The following is a 19,524-nucleotide window of genomic DNA, read 5'->3' on the forward strand; positions in this document are numbered from 1 at the left end:
ACCAAAAAAACTTACCTGCATGAACAATTAAAACTTACTCTAAACTGAAAGCAGATCTTGTTTATACCAGTTGTTCAAATGCCGTTGAGGTGACTATTTTTTCCAGGTCAGGCAGCTCCGATAACTCTTGCCGAATCCGGGTCAGACGTTCCATTGATGCCGCTTCAACAAACAGCAATACATCAGTAGAACCGCTCAAAGCATGGGCCTGACTGATTTCAGGAATCCCGGAAAACTGCTGCTTCACCGCCTGTAAATCAAAAGGCCTGAAGGTCAGTTCAAAATACGCTGACACTTTATGCGCTTGCAGATCACCACCCAGCTCAATGGTATAGCGGCGGATAACCCCACGGTCCTCAAGCTTACGGATACGGTCATTCACCGCCGTACGGGATAAACCGACTTCATTGCCGATTGCCGCCACTGACTGGCGGGCATTTTGCTTCAGCAGGTTGATGATTCCCTGATCAAACTTATCCATACCGCTATCTCTGTACTCTCTGTTTTTATCTTTCAGACCGGATTTGAAGATTTTACCTCATGATTAAACCGGCCAGCGCAGACATTTTCACTGAAATACCGGCATTCTGACACCCCAAGAGGTGATTCTGACAGCAGCCATTCAGCCATCACTTGCGTAAGCTGACCATTACTCAACGACCTTACCCGGAGTAAACCGTGACAACACCTCTGAACGAACAGCTGAACTACCGTGATAACCAGCTGCATCTTGAATCCTGTAGCCTTTCATCCGTTGCTGAACAGGTGGCGACACCTTTTTACTGTTATTCAAAAGCCAGAATCCTGCAAAACACAGCACGGTGTCAGGCAGCATTTTCAGCCCATGATATTGGTATCCACTATGCGATGAAAGCCAACAGCAATCTGCATATTTTACACCTGATCAGCAGTCAGGGCCTCGGCGTCGACACCGTTTCAGCCGGCGAAATACAGCGGGCCATTGCAGCAGGTATAGCGGCAGAAAAAATCATCTTTTCCGGGGTAGGTAAATCTGCAGCTGAAATACGCCTGGCCCTCGACACCGGTATCGGCCAGTTCAATGTGGAATCTGCAGAAGAACTGGCACTGCTAAGCACCCTGGCACAGACATCTACACGCCCGGTAAGGGTTGCCCTGCGGGTGAACCCGGATGTAACAGTCAACACTCACCGGCACATCACAACCGGCACCCGGGGTAATAAGTTCGGCATGCCGCCGGAACAGGCCTTACAGCTGTTTCGTGACTATGCGGATCATGCCTGTCTGAACCTCTGCGGGCTGGCAATGCATATTGGCTCGCAAATCTGTGAAGCTGCTCCTTATCGTCAGGCGGTTTCCAGGCTGTTAGCCCTGACCAAGACCCTTAAGGCAGAAGGCGTTCATATCCGCTGTCTGGATCTGGGCGGGGGCTTTGGCATTGATTACGGCAACGGCAGCAGCCTGTCTTTCAGCGAGGTCGCGCAGGTCATTGCCGATACAATACACACAGAAGCCCCTGACTATGACGGCAAAGTCGTCGTTGAACCCGGCCGTTCATTAGTTGCTGACGCCGGGGTACTGGTGACCCGGGTAAACTTTGTTAAAGAGGCTGAACCCCGGCCGTTTCTGATTCTGGATGCAGCCATGAACGACCTGATGCGCCCGGCGCTTTATCAGGCGGTACATCCGTTACTGACAGTCAGTTACGCTGATAACCGCGTTCAGAGACAGTTTGATGTGGTTGGTCCCGTGTGTGAGAGCACGGATACCTTCGCCCGGGATTATCCCGTTTCAGAAGATATACAGGCAGGCGATCTGATGGCGTTTCTGTGCGCCGGTGCCTACTGCTCCGTCATGAGCAATAGCTATAACAGCCGGGAAATTCCCGCCGAAGTACTGGTCGATGAGAACACTGTTCAGGTCATCAGACGGCGGATCAGCCAGGAAGAGCTCATGGCATTTGAAGATTAAAATAAACAGCTGGCATTGCAGGCCGGAAGACAGCTTCCGGCTTTGCTTTTATCGGTTCAGAGATCTTCGGAATCAATTTAACTTACTGACCGCCTTCCTGCACCGGCTGTAACCCCGCCGGTTCTGAATCCGGTACCGACATCACTTCCAACACACAGGCACTGATAATCAGGGCAGCACCGCACCACGCCACCAGCGACATATGCTCCTCAGGCAGCAGCAGGCTGGCAGATGCCACCGCCACAATCACTTCAGACATCATCAGCAGGCCGACTCTGCCCGGCAGAAGAAACTTCTGCGCCCAGAAAATCGCCAGCACCGCCGGCAAAATAATCCCAATGGCAATCACCGATGTCTGAGGCAATACCGCCAGAATCTGTTCTGCAGTAACGCCGCCCGTCAAATCATAGCCAGCAGAACTGTAGCCAGCACCGGCAATCAGCCCCAGCAATAATGCACCGGTGACGGTAAAACAAAACTGGCTCAGCAACATGCCCGGCAATGGCACACTGTCATAACGCTTGATCATCGCAGCACCAAACGCCCAGCAAACCCCGGAAAAGAAACCAAACACATCACCAATATTAAACGCCGCGGAGCCTTCACCGGACAGCAACAGCGCCATACCGACTAAGCCAGCAACCGCCGCCAGCCAGCGTGGCCAGCCCGCCTTTTCCTTAAACCAGACAATCTCAATCAGGGTTGCCCACACCGGTGTTAGATAGAACAGCAAAGTCGCCCGCACTACTGAGGAGTAAATCACCCCGGAAGAATACAGCGCGATGGCCATTCCGGTGAAAATACCGATTAACAGCATCCGGCCGAAATAGCCCCGGTGGGCACGTAACTGCAGCCCCACTAACAGCAGTAAGGGTAAAATCGCCGGCATATTTAATACCGCAACAGCCATGGTTCCGCTAATACCCTGCTCTTCAAGAAAGCGTAACGGAATCCAGTAAATGCCCCATAACGCGGCAGAGAAAAACACCACAGCCGATGCCAACCCGGCACCTGGAGATCTGATCAGCACTGTTATTCACCCTTACAGTCAAAAGTCATAATGAGGTTTTTATTTGGGAACCAGCGAAGAGGCGTTTCGGACATATTCGCCGGTTCCTTACTCACCCTCTTAGCCTGAATTTTAGGCATCTTATTATCTGCGCGGAATTCATATATTATTTTCTTATCATTAACATTTTCTAAATATTGCTATGAATCAGTCTCTGCCGTCACTGAATACATTAAAGGCATTTGAAGCAGCTGCCCGCCATCTTAACTATCATGCTGCTGCAGAAGAACTTACTGTAACGCCTGCCGCCGTCAAGCAACTGGTCAGCCGGCTGGAAGCTGCTGTCGGCACCCCTCTGCTGACACGCAAAGGCCGGGGGCTGATACTGACACCGGCGGGCATGGCAGGGTTGGACGACCTCAACCAGGGAATGCAGCACATCCGTACATCCGTCGAAAAAATGCGTAACACCCGCCAGCGCCGGCAGTTAACGATTACTGTCGAACCGTCTTTTTCCAGTGCCTGGCTAGTCCCCCGGCTAGCACAGTTTCGCCAGTTACACCCGGATATCAGCGTGTTGATTGATTCCTGCCCCCAGATTATCGACCTGCAACGCAGCAATATAGATCTGGCTATCCGCTACGGCACTGCAAGGAATGACGGCCTGGTCCGTCACCCCCTTTTCAGCGATATTATTCTCCCGGCCTGCAGCCCCACATTTGCAGCAGAGCTGCCGTCACCACCAGCACTCACTGATCTACAGGCCAGTACACTGATTCACTGGGATACCACGCAGCTGGAAAGCGCCAAGTCCAGCCAGCAGTGGTTTCTCTGGAAAGGCTGGCTGGCAAACTTCGGCATCCAGCACATTGCCACGGATGAAGGCATGCATTTCAGTGAGTACAGTCAGGCCCTGCAGGCAGCCATTGCCGGCCAGGGGGTGATACTGGTCAGCGAACCCATTGTCAGCAATCTGTTTCAGTCCGGTCTGCTCACCTGCCCGTTCGCAGAAAAAGCCAGCCCGGCACTCAGCTATGATGTGGTTGCCACGGAAGAATCAGCCCTGCGTCCGGAAGCCCAGGCATTTATTGACTGGATCACCGCCACGGCACACGCCGAACACTGACAAAACAACACGCACAAAAGCCCAATCTGGGCACTTTATACCCACCACCCCACGGAATAATGACCAAAATACCTATCTGGGTCAGGTCTTTGCATTAAGTAGCATTGTCAGCGCTTTAAGGTCTGCAATAATTTTACTAAGACTTTCATAACACGGCTTATAACAGCTGGGCAGAACCACAAGTTTGCAGGACGCCTATGACTACAGCCCGAAAAGCGCGTAAGAAATATCTGAATCTGGAAGCGCTCGAAAAACAGATCGGCCAGTTTCCGATGCTGCCCGGTATTATTCATCAGCTGCTGCAACTGGACCCGGAATCAGACACATTTTTCGAGGCTGTTTTTCAGCTGGCCAGAACCGATCCGCCGCTCGCCTGCCTGATTCTCAGTCATGCAAACTCCGCAACGTCAGCCCCCGGCCACCCTATTTATGACCTGCGGGAAGCCCTTACCCGTATCGGCTCTGAAACTGTTGTAAAACTGGTAACAGAAGTATCTGTCGGCAAGGTATTCATGCCGTCTACTGAAGCGGAAAAAAGCCTGTGGCCCCACTCTGTCAGAGTGGCTGGCGAAATTGAGCGCGCCTGTCAGGATGCAGACAACAAGATCCCACCGGAACTGGGTTACATCTGCGGCCTGCTCCACGATCTGGGGCGCTTTGTACTCCTGCAATTTTCTCCGCAAACCATCAATCAGGCAGCCGCCGCTGGCTGGGAAACACTGGATGACCTGCCCAAAGCAGAACTGCAACTGATCGGCACGACTCATGCCCAGATCGGCTATCTCGCAGCGAAAAAAATGAATCTGCCGAAAATTATCTGCAGCCTGATCAAGCATCATCACGATGCCGCTGTTATCGAAAACAGCAAAGCGCCGGAACGCTTCAGAACCCTGGTGGGAATTACCAGAGATGCTTTATTTTCAAATCCTAACCAGCTTCGGTAAACGGGCAATAAACGTCCTTCTGATAGCAATGATCACCGCACCTTTGCATCCATCAGCAAAAAGCTGAACGGACCAGAAACAGCGCCGATACGGCGTATAAAAAACTGAGCACCGATTTAGCCTTTAGAAAAGGATTAATTTTTCAAAAAAACAGGAAAAATTTATTAATACCAGGGAGGCATCTTTCATTCAAAAATAACGCAATTTCAAAATGATAGCTCCTAAGAGAAAAGCTGTACGGGGGTATATAACTTAAATATCTAACATACGGCAGAGTTAATCATGATAAATGCATTTACCAAACTCAGTATCCGAACACGGCTAACGGCTATTATGCTGTTCATTGGCCTGCTCTTTATCAGCATATGGGTCGTCGCTTCAGTCAACTTAAGCAATGTCAGCGACAACAACCGAAAAGTTAATGAAGCTTACATTCCCGTCTTCAAGAACCTCTTAAAAGCCGACACAGATCTTCATCAGGTAATACTGGCCGAACGCACCGTTTTTATGAACGCGGCCCATGATGCTGATCTGCACAAAAAATACATTGCAGACTTTAATAAAGACATAGGCCAGGCCATTAAGAGGATTCGAAGCTATAAAGAGTTATCCGATGCTGGGATTGCGCCCAACATGGATGAAACCATAGACAAAATTGAAGGCCTGATTATTCAATGGCAAACACAGTCAGTGATTAAACTGAATGAAACCAGCCTTGAAAAACAACGGGATCATTCTCATTTCAGCACCCACACTTCAGAGCCTATTTTTTCTGAGCTCACCGAATTACTGGACACATTACTTGAATCCATCATATCCAGTGTTAATGATGGCGCCAGTACCTCCAAAGACAGCATTGATACGACCAACTGGTCAATGACCCTAGCAGTCATTATCGGATTAGCACTGATAACAGCGCTTGTTTTGTTACTGCCATTAATGATCACCAGAAAACTCAATCAGATTACGCAGCGGATGAAAGAAATTTCTGAAGGTGACGGTGATCTGACCCTGAGGATGAATCTGAAATCCACCGATGAAGTGGGCCAGCTGGCCTATGCATTCGACACCTTTCTCGACAGATTACACCAACTGGTTACTGATATTGTTCAGGTTGTCCATCAGCTCAGTAAACATCAGACACAATTGAATGACGCCGCCAGAGCCTCCCAAGAGGCATCATCTGAACAACAGCAGGATATCGACACTGTCAGCACGGCTACCAACAATATGTCGGTCACTGCCAGCCAGGTTGCCGATAATGCAGAACAGGCAGCAAACAGTACAGACACATGCAAACAGGCCACAGACAGCGGACAGACCATTGTTGATGACACCCGTGATTCCATTGAGCAGCTTTCAAACCAGATGAACAGCGCAGCTCAGGTGGTTAACCAACTCCAGAAAAGAAGCATTGGTGTTAACTCTGTCGTCGAAGTTATTCATAACATTGCCGAGCAAACCAACCTGTTAGCACTTAACGCAGCGATTGAAGCGGCCCGGGCCGGAGAACAGGGACGCGGATTCGCCGTCGTTGCAGATGAAGTACGATCGCTGGCAGGTAAAACCCAGCAGTCGACCACTGAAATCAGCGCCATTATTGAAGAATTACAAAACACTTCTGCGGATGCAGTTAGCGCAATAGAAGACAGTGTGAAACAAACTGAACAGGTGGTGAGTCTGGTAAGTGATGCTGAAGCCTCCCTCAATACCATTTCCCAGACGATTGAAGAAATCAGAACAATGAATGCTCAGGTTGCGGCAGCGGCTGAACAACAAACCGAAATGACAGAGGATATCAACCAGAGAATTTATAACATCTCAGATCAGTCAGGCGTTGCAACCAAGAATGCCAGCCTCAGTGCAAGTGCCAGCCTGGCTGTCAATCAACTCAGCCAGGAACTGCAGGGATTGGTAAGCCGCTTTAAAATCTGAGACAGAACGCGTCGCCTGAGCATGTAAAAGATAATTCAGAGCGGAACACTCTGCTTCTTTTTAACCTTCCAACAAAGCACGCCTGCCAGACAGGCGTGCTTTCACGCATAAAAGTAATTCGATATTATTTTTCAGATTTATTGTTTTTCAGACAGCACGCTGAGATCAGCAATCCGGTGTTTCACTAATGGATTGGCTTCTAACTGCTGCTGTTGCCAGCGAATAAAGTCAGCCACCAGGGTATCACTTTGCAGATCCGCCAACCCATCACTGGCAATAAGCCAGTAACCGGGCATCAGTGCCGGATCCAACTGGCTGACGGTCCAGTCCCCCAGCGGCTGCACCAGCTCGCCAGTCGCCATATGATCCCGGGCAACATCTTCTGACATCAACGCCACTCCTAACCCCTGCAGGGTTGCCTCGATCTGGCTGGCCTGACTGTCCAGTGGCATCGCCTGACGCTCTGCAACCGTATCCACATCAAAATGCTCCAGTACCTGCTTCCACAGATACACCGACAGCTCCGTACAGAGTAAACGGTGATGCAGTAAATCCTGAGGCTCTGCCAACGCTTTACGCTTCAGCAGTGACGGCGCACATACCAGACACTTGTCATCCCGGATCAGTAACTGTTTGTGGCGGAACGGCCACTGACCAAAGCCCCACTGAATGGCAACATCGGTCTCTTCCCGGGAAAAATCAGGGAACCGTAAAGCAGTACGGACATTGAAATCCACCTGAGGATAACGGGCTTCAAAATCACTGAAACCGGGCAATAAACAATGCACCGCAAACCAGGGAGATACCCGGATATTAAACTGCCGGCGGCCCTGCTTGGCACGGATATCCGCAATACCGGTTTCGATCAGGCTTACTCCCCGCTCAACATAATCAAGCAACTGCCCGCCTTCCTGAGTCAGCTGTATACCCGCAGACAAGCGTACAAAGAGACTGAACTGCAGAGACTCCTCCAGCGAACGCACCTGCAGGCTCACCGCCTGAGGCGTGACGCACAACTCTTCTGCCGCTTTTTTAAAGCTGCCATGGCGGGCCGCCACCGCAAAGACATGCAAGCCCCGCAAAGGCAAACGGCCGGAAGCTGACCGGGCATCCTGTTTCGTCATTTTCTCTGTCATACCGGTTTGCCCGCTTCTGCAGGCTGGCTGTTCTGGATAGCTTCACTGGCCGCAGCGACGGCCCGCTCTTTATCCTGCTCGGTAGCGTGTTCCGGCATCTGCACCTCAACTTTGCGACGGGCAAACTCAATGCCGTTTTCCGCAAACACCCGCTGAACCTGCGCATAAACTTCCTTACGGATCATAAACTGGCCGCCGGGTTTGCAGGTAAACTTACCGCGGATCACCATCCCCACTTCATCCACTTCCAGCACCCCCTGACTCTTGAAAGGTTCAATGAAGTCTTTACCGATCAGCGGATGGTCCAGCAACTCTTTACCCAGATTCTTAAACAACTTCTTCACCTTATTGATATCCGTATCATGGGGCACCCGGAACCGCAGCTTCATAATCACCCAGTCGCGGCTGTAATTGGTCAGGCGGGAAATGTCACCATAGGGCACGGTATGTAACGCCCCGAGATGATGTCGCAAACGCAGCGAACGCAGGGCTATTTTTTCGACCGTTCCCTTTATTTCCCCAACATCCACATACTCGCCCATGCGAAATGCATCATCGATCAGGAAGAACATTCCGGATACGATATCTTTCACCAGCGTCTGGGCACCAAAACCGATTGCCAGACCAACGACACCGGCACCTGCCAGCAACGGGGTGGTGTTAACCCCAAGGCTGCTGAGAATGGCAAACAGCGAACTGACAAAAATCAGTACAAAGGCAATGATCCTGATAATCGGCAGTAAAGTTGCAGCCCGGGACAGCCCCTGCCCGCCTTCTGAATCCTGCTCCTGCTCACCGGCTGGCAGCTCGGTCGCCAGCTTGCGTTTAACCAGCACATCGATCACCTGAGCGGCAATCATCGCCAGCAAGAGCAGAACCGTCGATTCAACCAGGCTTGCCGCAATTCTCGCACTGACTCCCTGACTGGCCAGATCCACATAACTGACACCCCACAACAGAGGCAACACAATCAGAATCAGACCGGCCAGCAGCAGCCGGGTTACTCTTAAGGCACTAACCTGTACCTCACCGCGCATCAGGGCTTCCTGTTCTCTGGTTGAACCGGTTGCTGTGTCTCCTTCCACCGTTTCAGCAGATTCAGCCTCAGGATCGTCAACATCAGCGTTGGCACTGGCCTGCGCCCCGCAGTCAGTCAGATGCAGAGGATAGAAATGCTCAATCACAGCCCGGATCGCCACATCAAAAAATGGCACCACCAACAGAATGACCAGGGTAAACACAGCTGCATAAATCAACTCGAGGCTGAAGCCTCCGTTAGCAATGATGACCTGTAAACTCAGCCAGGTCAGGACTACTGCCACCATGACAACCTTTGGCCAGAACTCCGCAAACCGTATTCTGGAAAGGCTGTTCTGTTCATTCTGTAACAACAGCATGGCTGTAAAGGTTTGCCGGTTACTCCAGACGATCCATAACAGTGCCAGATAAAAGCCGAAATCAATCCAGAATCCCAGCCCCGCCTCAAAGGGCTTAAGGCCCAGATGCCAGCTCCATTCCAGAATAATGCTGCTGGTCGCCAGCAACGCCAGTAATACCCCCTGATACACCATGCGTACAGCAGCAGGGTCCGGCAAATTAACCATCCGTAAGTGGCTGTGAGAAGGCGCCAGAAAAAATGACATCAGCACATAGGCCACCCGGCCCATATAGACATAATCAAGAATGGCTACAGCGGTCATCAGGGCTGTTTCATTACTGATCGTCAGCATCAGCAAGGTTTCTGCCACACTGTAAAAAATCACCAGGCTGATGTTCACCAGCAGGAAATAACGCCCCAGTAATTTCAGCCGGAGCGAAAATGGCAGTGCCGAGCCGTCATCTTCAGGCAAACGGTATTTAGCGGGCAGCAGGCGCAGTACCCCGGCAGAAACGGCATAGGCAACCGCAAGAATCAGCGCAACCAGCCCTGCAAACCAGATAACGGCAAAGAAATCACTGAACGCCTCACTGAGCGCATCCCCCACCACTGCAAAGTTCTGTGGTAACGCCAGTAACTGCTGCACGGCCCCCAGTAAATGATCCCGAGTATTCACAATGCCTGCAGTAAAGCCTTCAAACAGACTCTGTTTTTCTTCCGCTGATTTCTCCGCCAGCCCCTGCAGCTGTTTATTCAGCAGGCTGCGAACCTCTTTATCTGATAACTCCGCCAGAAAGCCACTGACACTTTCTTTTGTCAGTGTTTCCGGCAGTTGGGGTTCAGCGGTGGCCGTCGCGGCATGTACGTTAACCAACACACTCAGAAGCAAAGAGAACACAACCCCAAGGCCGGTGATTAATCGCAACTGCATAAAGGATATCCTTTGTTATTTTTCTTTAGGGAACAGGCGTCAGAACCAGCGACGCACCTGTTGCATATAGGTCTGGTAGTCATCACCGAACTTAGCCAGTAAGTAAGCCTCTTCTTTACGGATAGCAAAATACGACAATAACCTCAGCGTCACGCTACCGCATAACACGACCCAGCCGTTCAGTAACCAAAGCCCCAGGCCAACCTGAAATACAAACATTGCAAGATAGATAGGATTACGCGAAAAACGGTAAACACCTGAAACTATGATACGGCTGGTAGGCTGCCAGGGTTCTATATGGGTTTTAGCGCGCCAGAACTGCCAGACACACGCCAGTGCCAGACACACAGCAACGGCCATCAGAAACACACCCGGCCAGTACACTAACGTACTCAGGGTTAAAGGCACGATAAGGTTCAGCCCCACCCCCAGTAAAATTGATCCGGCGACCATCATCGGCGGCGGTACTCTGACACCGGGGCCACACTTGTCGTTATCAGGATCGAATGGCTGATCGGAATGAACTGTCATCTTAAAATCCGGCTATCAATGGCGTTAGTACAGCAGTATATTGAATCCCCGGGGCAATGATAAGGAATCAGACAATGTTCGGTTTACAAAACAACAAGATAGTAAAACTGCAACTCATTTCCGCTCTGATTCTTAGCAGTGCGTACACACAGGCAGGCCCGCTGAAACTGGCCAGCTGGAATATCGAGTGGCTGGATACGACACCGCAACAGCGTCAGCAGGAACGAACCGCTACAGACTACGCAAAGCTCAGAGACTACGCCCGCCGGCTGGACGCTGACATCATCGCCTTTCAGGAAGTCGCCGACACCGCCAGCGCCGCCCGTCTGTTCCCTGCAGATGAATATCAGCTGTTTATCTCATCCCGGGAAAACGATCAGAAAGTCGGCTACGCCATTCGCCACACACTTAAAGCGGAACCGCTTCCTGAACTGAAAGCCCTGGACCTCTATGGAAAACAAAGCCTGCGTTACGGGTTCCCGGTTAAAGTAACCACCCCTGACCGGCAAAGCCTCACTCTACTGAATGTGCACCTGAAAGCCGGCTGCTACAACAATAAAGCCGACAAACAGAGCAAGCGTCGTAAAAGTTGTCAGCAACTGGACCGGCAAATAAAACTGATTAACACCTGGGCTGAACAACAAGCCGGCACTAAGTACGTAATACTCGGTGACTTTAACCGGCAACTGAAAAACACCGCCGACAAATACGGTAAACGCTTACAGGAAAGCGGCCTCCAAAGCACCGGTAACAACAATGCCAGCCAGTGCTTCAGCCGGCGATACGATAAAAAAAACCAGCGCTGGACCCTGAGAAATTACCGCCAGTACATCGATCATATACTCCTCAGCAATTCAGCTCATATAGCCCTTGAGCCCGGTTCATTCCGGCAACATGTGTTTGCAAAGGATGACGTCCTGAACACCTACCTGAGTGACCACTGTCCGATATCCGTTACGCTGAATTTCTGAGGCATTTCAGACAACTGAGAAGCCTTAACAAACCTGCTTATACGTTTTATTTATTTGCTTATATGTATTTTTGCGATACCTTAAGTACTACAACTCTTTGATTTATTTGTAGTATTTTAAATCCATCGGGGATACAAACGTATGAGACGCCGTGGTCAGTTAGCCAGAAGTTTACTGCTCGGAACCTGTTTGTTGTTTACTGCCTATACACCTGCCTGGTCTGAAGAGGCAACGCTTAAAGCCTGCGGCCATCAGGATTACCCGCCCTGGAACTGGCACAGTCAGGGTGAAATACGCGGCGCCTGTGCCGATGTTACCCGAGAACTGTTTGGCCGCCTGGGTATCGGCGTAGACCTTTCGTACGTCGGGCCTTGGAAACGCTGCCAGAAAGCTGTCGAAGAAGGTGATGTAGACGTTAATATCTGTGCCTTTATCAACCCTGCCCGCCAGACCTATTCAGACTTCACCGCCACCCCAATGGGCTACAACCAGAACGCTGTGTTCGTCAGCAAAGACAATGCATTCGGTTTTAATCGCTGGGCAGACCTCAGCGGGAAACAGGCGGCTATGGTGCTGGGTGTAAGTATCGGCGAACAGTTTGATACGTTTCTGAAAAACAATGTGAACATTGAATGGGTACCGGATTACAAATCAGCTTTCATGATGCTTAAACACCGGCGGGTCGACTTTGTGCCTTTCGGCCGTGAATCCGGGCTAACCAAACTGGCTACCCTGAATATGTCAGATGATATCGTGCCACTGGATCATCCGATCACCACCGGCAACCTGTACATCTCTATCTCAAAAAAATCCCGATTTAAGCATTTACTGCCCGAAATTAACGCCATGATTCAGGAACCAGGCTACCGGCAATGGGTTACAGAGTTACTGAAAACCAATATAGAAAAGTATTCCGCTGAGCAGGCCAGACTCAGATCATCAATCAAAAATAACTGACCGACATCATCTATTTTCAGCCTCTCTGGTTTAATTTTTTACTTAGTCAGCTCACTACGAAAGCAACTGCCTTAAGTCTGATATCGCCGGTTTGCTTAAACCAAAAAAGGAGAGCCGAAGCTCTCCTTTTTTCTTACTTTCATCACCTGTTTACAGGGCGATTTCAGTATCCGTGATCGGGTTGGTACAGCAAGCCAGTACGTAACCCTGATCGATTTCCTTCTGGCTGATACCGCCACTGTGAACCATGTGGGTATCACCGGAAACCACCTTGACCTTACAGGTACCGCATACACCGAAGCCACAGGCACTCGGAATGGCGATGTCGGCCGCTTTAGCCGCATCCAGCAGGGTTTCACGCTGGCTGACTTCACGGGTCTTGTCAGACTTACCGAAGTTAACCTGCACCACTTCTGCGCCATCCGGAAACTGATCTTCCTGCTCAGACGCATCCGGTGCACCGAAGCTTTCCTCATGGTAACGGCTCATATCGAAACCGGATGCATCCAGCGCATCCCGTACCGCTTTCATAAACGGTGCAGGACCACAGCAATACACATCACGGTCCATATAGTCCGGTGCAGTCAGACCCAGAATCAGCTTGTTGAAACGGCCACGCAGGCCAGTCCAGGCGTTGTATTCTGTATCTTCAGCACACACCCAGCTCAGGCGGAAGTTAGGGCAACGGCCGGCAATGTTTTCCAGCTCTTCGCGGAACAGAATATCCTGCGGTGTATTCACACAGCTGATGAAGTTCACATCCAAATCGTAGCCATAGTCGAACATCCAGCGGGTCATGGACATCATCGGCGTGATACCGGAACCTGCAGAAATGAACAGATACTTCTCAGACGGCTGGTTAAAGAAGCTGAACTCACCTGCCGGCCCGTAAGCCTTCAGGCTGTCACCCGGTTTAACGTTGTCAAACAACCAGCGGGTGCCGGTGCTGTCCGGCTGAACCTTCACGGTAACCGACAGAGAGAACGGCCGCGACGGCGTCGACGAAATGGTATAGGTACGCAGTACCGGACCGTCTTCGGTCGGCAGCGACAGGGTTACAAACTGACCCGGCTTAAACTTAAACCAGCTGCCACCTTCTGTTTTGAAGGTGAAGGTCTTCACGTTATGGGTCTCGTTCACCACCATGGTGCACACCAGTTCCTGGGCACTGCTGTCCCAGATACGGTGTTCAGAGAACATATCGTTGTAGTCCATATCGTTATGGCGCAGCACCGGTGCTTCCAGACCGTACTTCTCGGCGAATTCCATATTCGCCTGGTGCTGTTCGTCCGGATCAGCATCAACTGTCACCGTCAGGCTGGACTGGTAATCCGTCACACCCCACTGCTCCATTAATGCCTGATCCAGATAATCCCGGCCCGGTGCGGCGTCAACAGACACCAGACACTGGATTGAAAACTCCGTCTGATAGAGGTTTAACGGGATCTTACGGATGATCGCAATGTGATCCGGCGCCTGCCAGATGCTAATGTTCTTGCCGGTAAACAGGCACTCAGCGGCCTCATTAGAAAAGCTTTCAGCTTCTTCCCAGTGCCCTTCTGCCAGCTGGCGGTACTCTGCGGCAGACGCCCACTGATCAATATCCGCCAGCGGTAAACCGGCCAGCGCCTGCTTGAAGGTCTCTTCAGCTCCATCAAAAGAAGCATCTTCTTCAGTCAAATGAACAAAAATAAACCCTTCATGTTCCGCAATGGCGAATTTCTTCAGCGGATAATCATCCAGATTCACTTCGTCCATCATGTTACGGGCAAACACCAGCTCACCGTTCAGATCGTAAGTCCACTGGTGATACGGGCACACCAGATTAGGCGCATTACCCTTATCCTGCTGGCATACCCGGGAACCCCGGTGGCGACAGCTGTTATTCAGTGCAACGATCTGGCCGTCATTGTTGCGCACCAGAATCACCGGGTAATGACCGGCCTGCACAGTCATGTAATCACCGTTGGCAGGAATCTGGCTGCTGTGGCCGGCAAACAGCCAGTCGCTGTACCACTGCTCATGCAGTTCAGATTTAGAACTTTCGTGGCTCTGGTAAATCAGTTCCTGATTGTCTTCAGTTCCACAGGGGCGGCTTGTCGAAATAGTTGTTGTCATTATCAGATCTCTTACTGCCGTGGCTATCAGCCCAGGCGTGCCTGCAAAGTGTTGCTGTACCATTCAATAAACTGAATAACACCGTCTTCCTGATTCTCCGAGTACGGGCCGGATGAATACAGCGGCGAGTTAATACCCCGCTGGTTCTCTTCCACCAGGTGCTTATCCTGTGCATTGGTGGCTTCCCATACTTCCAGCAGCTCCGCCGGGTTGTAATCCACGTTCTCTTCAGCGTCAGCCCGCACCATCCACTTGGTGGTGACCAGGGTAGTCTGCGGCCCCAGTGGCAACATACGGAAGGAAATAACGTGATCACCCAGGAAGTGGTTCCAGGTATTCGGGTAATGGAACAACACCAGTGCACCGACGTTTGGCAAACCTTCATCACACAACGGCTTGGCAACCGCATCTTCACCGCTCATGGTGTAACTGGTGAAGTCTTTCAGCAGTGGCATACGGGCGACGCGGAAATCACCTTTATCGGAAATCTTGAAACGGCTTGGTAAACCGGCTTCCTCACAACGCTCCCAGTGATCAGACACCATGGCTGGGACTTCGCCAGTCGGGCTGACGCCAGTTACCGCAGGGTCTTCCGGGTAGGTAATGATCAGTTCAGGGTGGTTACTCAGGCAGTGGTAGCATTCACGGTTGTTTTCGAACACCAGCTTCCAGTTACCTTCTTCAATGATGGAAGACTGGGCAGCAATTTTGACATTGTCCATGCTGTGCGGCGCCATATACGGTTCAACGACGCTGCTGAACTCAGCAAAATCTTCCGGCTCATCCGCCAGACAAATAAACAGATAGCTCTGCACACTGTTCAGCGCTACCGGCTGTAATTGCGCATCTTCCTCACCCAGGGATTCGCCATCCAGCTGATACTGAATCGTCGCACCGCTGTCACCCAGGGTCAGCTGGTTACCGCTCTCTTCGTTACACAGCGGATAACCACTGACCGGACAACGGTTATAAAAGGCTTTCAGGGACTCACCCTGATTGATGATGACGATGTTATGCTCACCCAGAGGCAGAGTCATGTAATCGCCGGTATTGGCTAACTCAAAATCATGGCCGACAAATATCCAGTCTTTGTACCAGATATTTTCCAGATCCATCTGATAAAGCGCAGGGTCATTGTAAAATTTGCCAGCCAGACTGAAGTTCTTTGGCTTATTGGCAAGCTCGGTAAGTACGTGTTGCATAGGGCCGCCTACACTAAAAAAAGCAATAGCATCTCAGGCGGTGAACAGCATGAATCGTTACAGCTTTTTCTGGCAAGGGGTAACCCTGCAGCCAAGCCGCAATTCAGTTTTGTTGTCCACCGCAACCTTATTCACCAGGCTCCGTGCCTGGTATCCAGTTTGTGACTTAGGTGGGATCGGGCTACAAACGCATCTTTATCAGAAAACGTTCTCACCGTTACGGGGATAGCAACAGAGTTTCACTGTTTTCACCAACCCGCCGCTTGTGACGGCGTGTCCTAAGTGGCGCCAGTATCGCAAAAAAATTATTCGGTCATTGCTCAAAAACGACCATTCCAGACCCAAAAAAGCCGGTGAAATGGTCGTAAGTCGCATAAAAGCAGGTTATGAGTCGCAAACAGATGCAGAAAAAACCGCCCGTCTGACGGACGGTTTCTTAAAACAGAGAAAAAACTGTGTTCCAGCCGAAGAAATGAAGAACGTCAGTGCGCCGGCACCCAGGCCTGCTGTCGCACCATAAGATAAAGGCGTCGCGCCTGAAACATGGCACTGAGCAGCACCCCGCACATAAAGCCGGCCCAGAAACCGAAAACACCATACTGCTGCCCCCACAGATCCGTGAGGCCCAGGCTGTAACCCAGCGGAAAACCGATTGCCCAGTAGGATGTCAGCTGAATCACCATTGGCATACGGGTATCCTGAAACCCTCTTAACACCTGAATACACCAGACCTGCAGAGCATCAAAGAAAAAGAACAGCGGCGCAAATGCCAGCATAGTAGCGGACAGCGCAATTACCGAAGCATCCCGAACAAACAGCCCGGGCATCGTCTCATGCCAGATCATAATCAGCGTGCCGGATACCAGACTGAACACCAGCACCATGCTCAGCCCCACTTTCAGTTGCTGATTAACACCGCGGGTGTCCTGCCGGCCAATACTGTGTGAGGCACGGATAGCTGTCGCCTGGCCGATACACAGCCCAACCATCAGCACCAGCGCCGCCACCTGAATGGTAATCTGGTGAGCCCCCATAGAACTGACCCCCAGCGGGGCAATGAGTAACGCGGAAAAATTAAAATAGCCTTCTTCCGCCAACAGCATCAGACCGATAGGCAGGCCCAGCCCCAGAATGGCTTTAATCCGTGCTTTATCGATTCCCGGCCAGCGCTGGTAAAAACGATAGCCTTTCAGTTTAGGATGTTTCGTCGCATAGACGCACAGTGCAATAGTCCATAACGCGTACAGCGAAGCAGATGTTACCGCACAGCCAACGCCCCCCATGCCTTCGAACGGCCCGACGCCAAAGACAAACACATAATCCAGCAACAGATTCAGCGGTAAAATCAGCAGGCTGGTCAGCGCTATAAAACGGGTTAGCCCATGACTTTCCAACAGGTTCATCACCACAATGAATACCCCGATTGCCGGGAACCCCAAACCAATAATTCTGATGTAGCCCTGGGCAATACGGGTTTCCGTCTCCCCCGCCCCCAGCCCGGGCAGCCAGCCGGGAATCATCCAGCTCAGCAACGTCATGATCAAACCCAGCACTACTGCCAGGATCATCCCCTGCTGCACTTCACCGGTAACATTCGCACCGTCATCCGCACCGTAAAAACGGGCCATTCGTGGCAGCACCGCCCCCAGTACGCCCACCATAAACAACACCAGTATCAGCCAGATACTGCCGCCCATTGCCAAGCCCGCCAGATCCTGAGCACTGTATTGCCCGGCAACAATGGTATCAATAACCTCCATACCGACCATCGCGATATGTGCGACCGCCAGCGGAATCGCCAGGCTCAGAATAGCCCGGGCTTCTCCAGTTGTACGGGGTGTTGTGTCTGATGAATACTGATCCTGAAGCATTTTCCATAACCACAAAAAAGCCGGCATACGGAAAGCACACCGGCATACAGAGCCTCAGCATAACAGAAAAAATTGAATAATCATTCAGTTTATATGGAAAAATCAGCCCGTAAATGAACTGAATCGGTAACAGAAACTGACCCCGCTGTCCCCGGGCAGTAATTCGATTTGCCCCTTAAGAGACTGCACAATCAGGTTATAGACAATAGACATGCCCAGCCCCGTGCCGCCTTCACTGCGGGCAGTGGTATAAAAAGGTTCAAAGATTTTTTCCCGGCTTTCAGCATCCAGGCCTTTACCGTTATCAGAATAATCCACCTGAACGGAACCATCCTCACGGCTAAACCCGGTAATCAGAATCCGGTTGTCTTCACCGTTTACCTCAAATCCATGACGGGCACTGTTCTCAATAAGATTACTCAGCACCTGTGCATGCACTCCGGGCAAGGTACGTACCTTAAGATCTGCCGGCATATCTAACTGCAACCTGATGCGTTTTTTATTCAGCACCGCGGCAAGAGTAGAGATAACATCTGCATAGTATTCCCGCAGATTAATGGTTTCTTCTTCCAGCACATGCTGATCCGCTGCCGTGCGCTTAAAGCTGTCGATCAGATCTTTGGCATGGTTGAGATTAAATGCCTGCAGACGCAGGGATTCCCGGGTTGAATCACAGTACTTATCCATATCCTCAATGGTCAGTTCCTGAGCTTCAACCTGACGGCGAAAATCCCCAAACTGTTTTTCCATGAAGCTGTGAGCGGTAATGGCTATGCCCAGCGGCGTATTCACCTCATGGGCAACGCCTGTCACCAGACGGCCAAGGGCTGCCATTTTTTCCGATTCAACTAACTGCTGCTGGGCTTCCTGCAAATTCGCCAGCGTAGTGCTCAGCTCCAGAGTCCGGCTGCGAACCTGCGCTTCCAGAGTTTCGTTAAGATTTTCCAGCGATGCTTCAAACCTTGCCCGTTCAAGCTCCGCGGCAATCCGGCCGGAAAAGACCTGAAACAGCCCTGATATCAGCGCCTGTTCCTGGGTGATATCCCGCTCATAAAGCGCTGCAATCAGCCCCATAATCCGGCCTTTTGAATCCCGGATCGCCGTGCCTATATAGCCTTCGATATTGAGATCAGCGAGAAACTCATCCTCGGGAAACTCTTTGGCCACTCCACTGGGAAAGCAGGCAACCTTCTCACACATCACATCAGAACAGGGGGTATCTTTCAGCGGATAACTGAAAGTATCACTGAGCTCACCTTTGGCCACCCACACCACCAGATCCGCTTTTTCATAAGCATCATCCGCTTCAGCAATGTAGGTATAATCAGCCTTTAGAATACTGTTCAGCTTAAGGGTTATTTTCTGAAGAAAATCAGCACCATAGGTACTGGAAGCATCTTCAATAATCTCTTTAATGTAATCTTCCATTACGTATTATCCCACCAGCGCAAACGTTACCTTAACC

General features: G+C 51.0%; 15 protein-coding genes. 6 read left to right on the forward strand and 9 right to left on the reverse strand.

Translation table 11 applies throughout. The annotated features are described in order from the left end of the window. Nucleotides 1-61: 61 nt before the first annotated feature. Complete coding sequence (locus JYB63_RS04510; RefSeq protein ID WP_205656597.1) at nucleotides 62-481, reverse strand: Lrp/AsnC family transcriptional regulator; 420 nt, start codon at nucleotides 479-481, stop codon at nucleotides 62-64. Between the two features lie 197 nt (nucleotides 482-678). Here JYB63_RS04510 and lysA point away from each other — a divergent pair, with 197 nt between their 5' ends. Continuing rightward, nucleotides 679-1,950 carry a diaminopimelate decarboxylase gene (gene lysA / locus JYB63_RS04515; RefSeq protein ID WP_205656598.1) on the forward strand — a complete coding sequence of 424 codons (1,272 nt, stop codon included), beginning with the start codon at nucleotides 679-681 and terminating at the stop codon, nucleotides 1,948-1,950. Nucleotides 1,951-2,032: 82 nt separating this feature from the next. Here the strand turns inward: lysA and JYB63_RS04520 are convergent, their stop codons facing one another. Continuing rightward, complete coding sequence (locus JYB63_RS04520; protein ID WP_205656599.1) at nucleotides 2,033-2,980, reverse strand: DMT family transporter; 948 nt, start codon at nucleotides 2,978-2,980, stop codon at nucleotides 2,033-2,035. Nucleotides 2,981-3,161: 181 nt separating this feature from the next. On the opposite strand from JYB63_RS04520, the gene JYB63_RS04525 reads away from it, so the two are divergent. From JYB63_RS04525 to JYB63_RS04535, 3 genes are all read left to right on the forward strand, one after another. Further along, the gene (locus JYB63_RS04525) at nucleotides 3,162-4,085 is read left to right on the forward strand and encodes a LysR substrate-binding domain-containing protein (protein WP_205656600.1); all 924 of its coding nucleotides are present in this window, start codon (nucleotides 3,162-3,164) and stop codon (nucleotides 4,083-4,085) included. 197 nt (nucleotides 4,086-4,282) lie between these two features. Next, entirely contained in the window at nucleotides 4,283-5,029 is a 747-nt protein-coding gene (locus JYB63_RS04530; RefSeq protein WP_205656601.1) for an HDOD domain-containing protein, read from the forward strand. Between the two features lie 282 nt (nucleotides 5,030-5,311). After that, nucleotides 5,312-6,964, forward strand: coding sequence for a methyl-accepting chemotaxis protein (locus JYB63_RS04535; RefSeq protein WP_205656602.1), 1,653 nt, complete (start codon nucleotides 5,312-5,314; stop codon nucleotides 6,962-6,964). Nucleotides 6,965-7,101: 137 nt separating this feature from the next. Here JYB63_RS04535 and JYB63_RS04540 read toward each other — a convergent pair whose 3' ends face one another. The 3 genes from JYB63_RS04540 to JYB63_RS04550 are packed head-to-tail and all read right to left on the reverse strand — an operon-like array spanning nucleotide 7,102 to nucleotide 10,940. Continuing rightward, complete coding sequence (locus tag JYB63_RS04540) at nucleotides 7,102-8,100, reverse strand: LysR substrate-binding domain-containing protein (RefSeq protein ID WP_205656603.1); 999 nt, start codon at nucleotides 8,098-8,100, stop codon at nucleotides 7,102-7,104. Then, on the reverse strand, nucleotides 8,097-10,409 hold the full coding sequence (locus JYB63_RS04545; protein WP_205656604.1) for a mechanosensitive ion channel family protein: 2,313 nt from the start codon (nucleotides 10,407-10,409) through the stop codon (nucleotides 8,097-8,099). The genes JYB63_RS04540 and JYB63_RS04545 overlap by 4 nt, the downstream gene beginning before the upstream one ends. Before the next feature lie 39 nt (nucleotides 10,410-10,448). Further along, complete coding sequence (locus tag JYB63_RS04550; protein ID WP_205656605.1) at nucleotides 10,449-10,940, reverse strand: methyltransferase family protein; 492 nt, start codon at nucleotides 10,938-10,940, stop codon at nucleotides 10,449-10,451. Nucleotides 10,941-11,014: 74 nt separating this feature from the next. Between JYB63_RS04550 and JYB63_RS04555 the strand changes: the two genes are divergently transcribed. Both JYB63_RS04555 and JYB63_RS04560 read left to right on the forward strand, forming a co-directional pair. Further along, nucleotides 11,015-11,911 carry an endonuclease/exonuclease/phosphatase family protein gene (locus tag JYB63_RS04555; protein ID WP_205656606.1) on the forward strand — a complete coding sequence of 299 codons (897 nt, stop codon included), beginning with the start codon at nucleotides 11,015-11,017 and terminating at the stop codon, nucleotides 11,909-11,911. A gap of 141 nt (nucleotides 11,912-12,052) precedes the next feature. Further along, nucleotides 12,053-12,868, forward strand: a complete 816-nt coding sequence (locus JYB63_RS04560) for a substrate-binding periplasmic protein (protein WP_205656607.1) — start codon at nucleotides 12,053-12,055, stop codon at nucleotides 12,866-12,868. 150 nt (nucleotides 12,869-13,018) lie between these two features. On the opposite strand, the gene JYB63_RS04565 is transcribed toward JYB63_RS04560, so the two are convergent. From JYB63_RS04565 to JYB63_RS04580, 4 genes are all read right to left on the reverse strand, one after another. Then, entirely contained in the window at nucleotides 13,019-14,986 is a 1,968-nt protein-coding gene (locus JYB63_RS04565) for a Rieske 2Fe-2S domain-containing protein (RefSeq protein WP_205656608.1), read from the reverse strand. A 26-nt stretch (nucleotides 14,987-15,012) separates the two neighbouring features. Then, nucleotides 15,013-16,188: an SRPBCC family protein gene (locus JYB63_RS04570; RefSeq protein ID WP_205656609.1), complete on the reverse strand. Its 1,176-nt coding sequence runs from the start codon at nucleotides 16,186-16,188 to the stop codon at nucleotides 15,013-15,015. Nucleotides 16,189-16,670: 482 nt separating this feature from the next. Then, complete coding sequence (locus JYB63_RS04575) at nucleotides 16,671-18,086, reverse strand: MATE family efflux transporter (protein WP_205656610.1); 1,416 nt, start codon at nucleotides 18,084-18,086, stop codon at nucleotides 16,671-16,673. A 75-nt stretch (nucleotides 18,087-18,161) separates the two neighbouring features. Then, nucleotides 18,162-19,487 carry a sensor histidine kinase gene (locus JYB63_RS04580; protein WP_205656611.1) on the reverse strand — a complete coding sequence of 442 codons (1,326 nt, stop codon included), beginning with the start codon at nucleotides 19,485-19,487 and terminating at the stop codon, nucleotides 18,162-18,164. Between the last annotated feature and the right edge of the window lie 37 nt (nucleotides 19,488-19,524).

The sequence above is a fragment of the Aliamphritea spongicola genome, from assembly GCF_017051665.1.
Classification (GTDB): domain Bacteria; phylum Pseudomonadota; class Gammaproteobacteria; order Pseudomonadales; family Balneatricaceae; genus Amphritea; species Amphritea spongicola.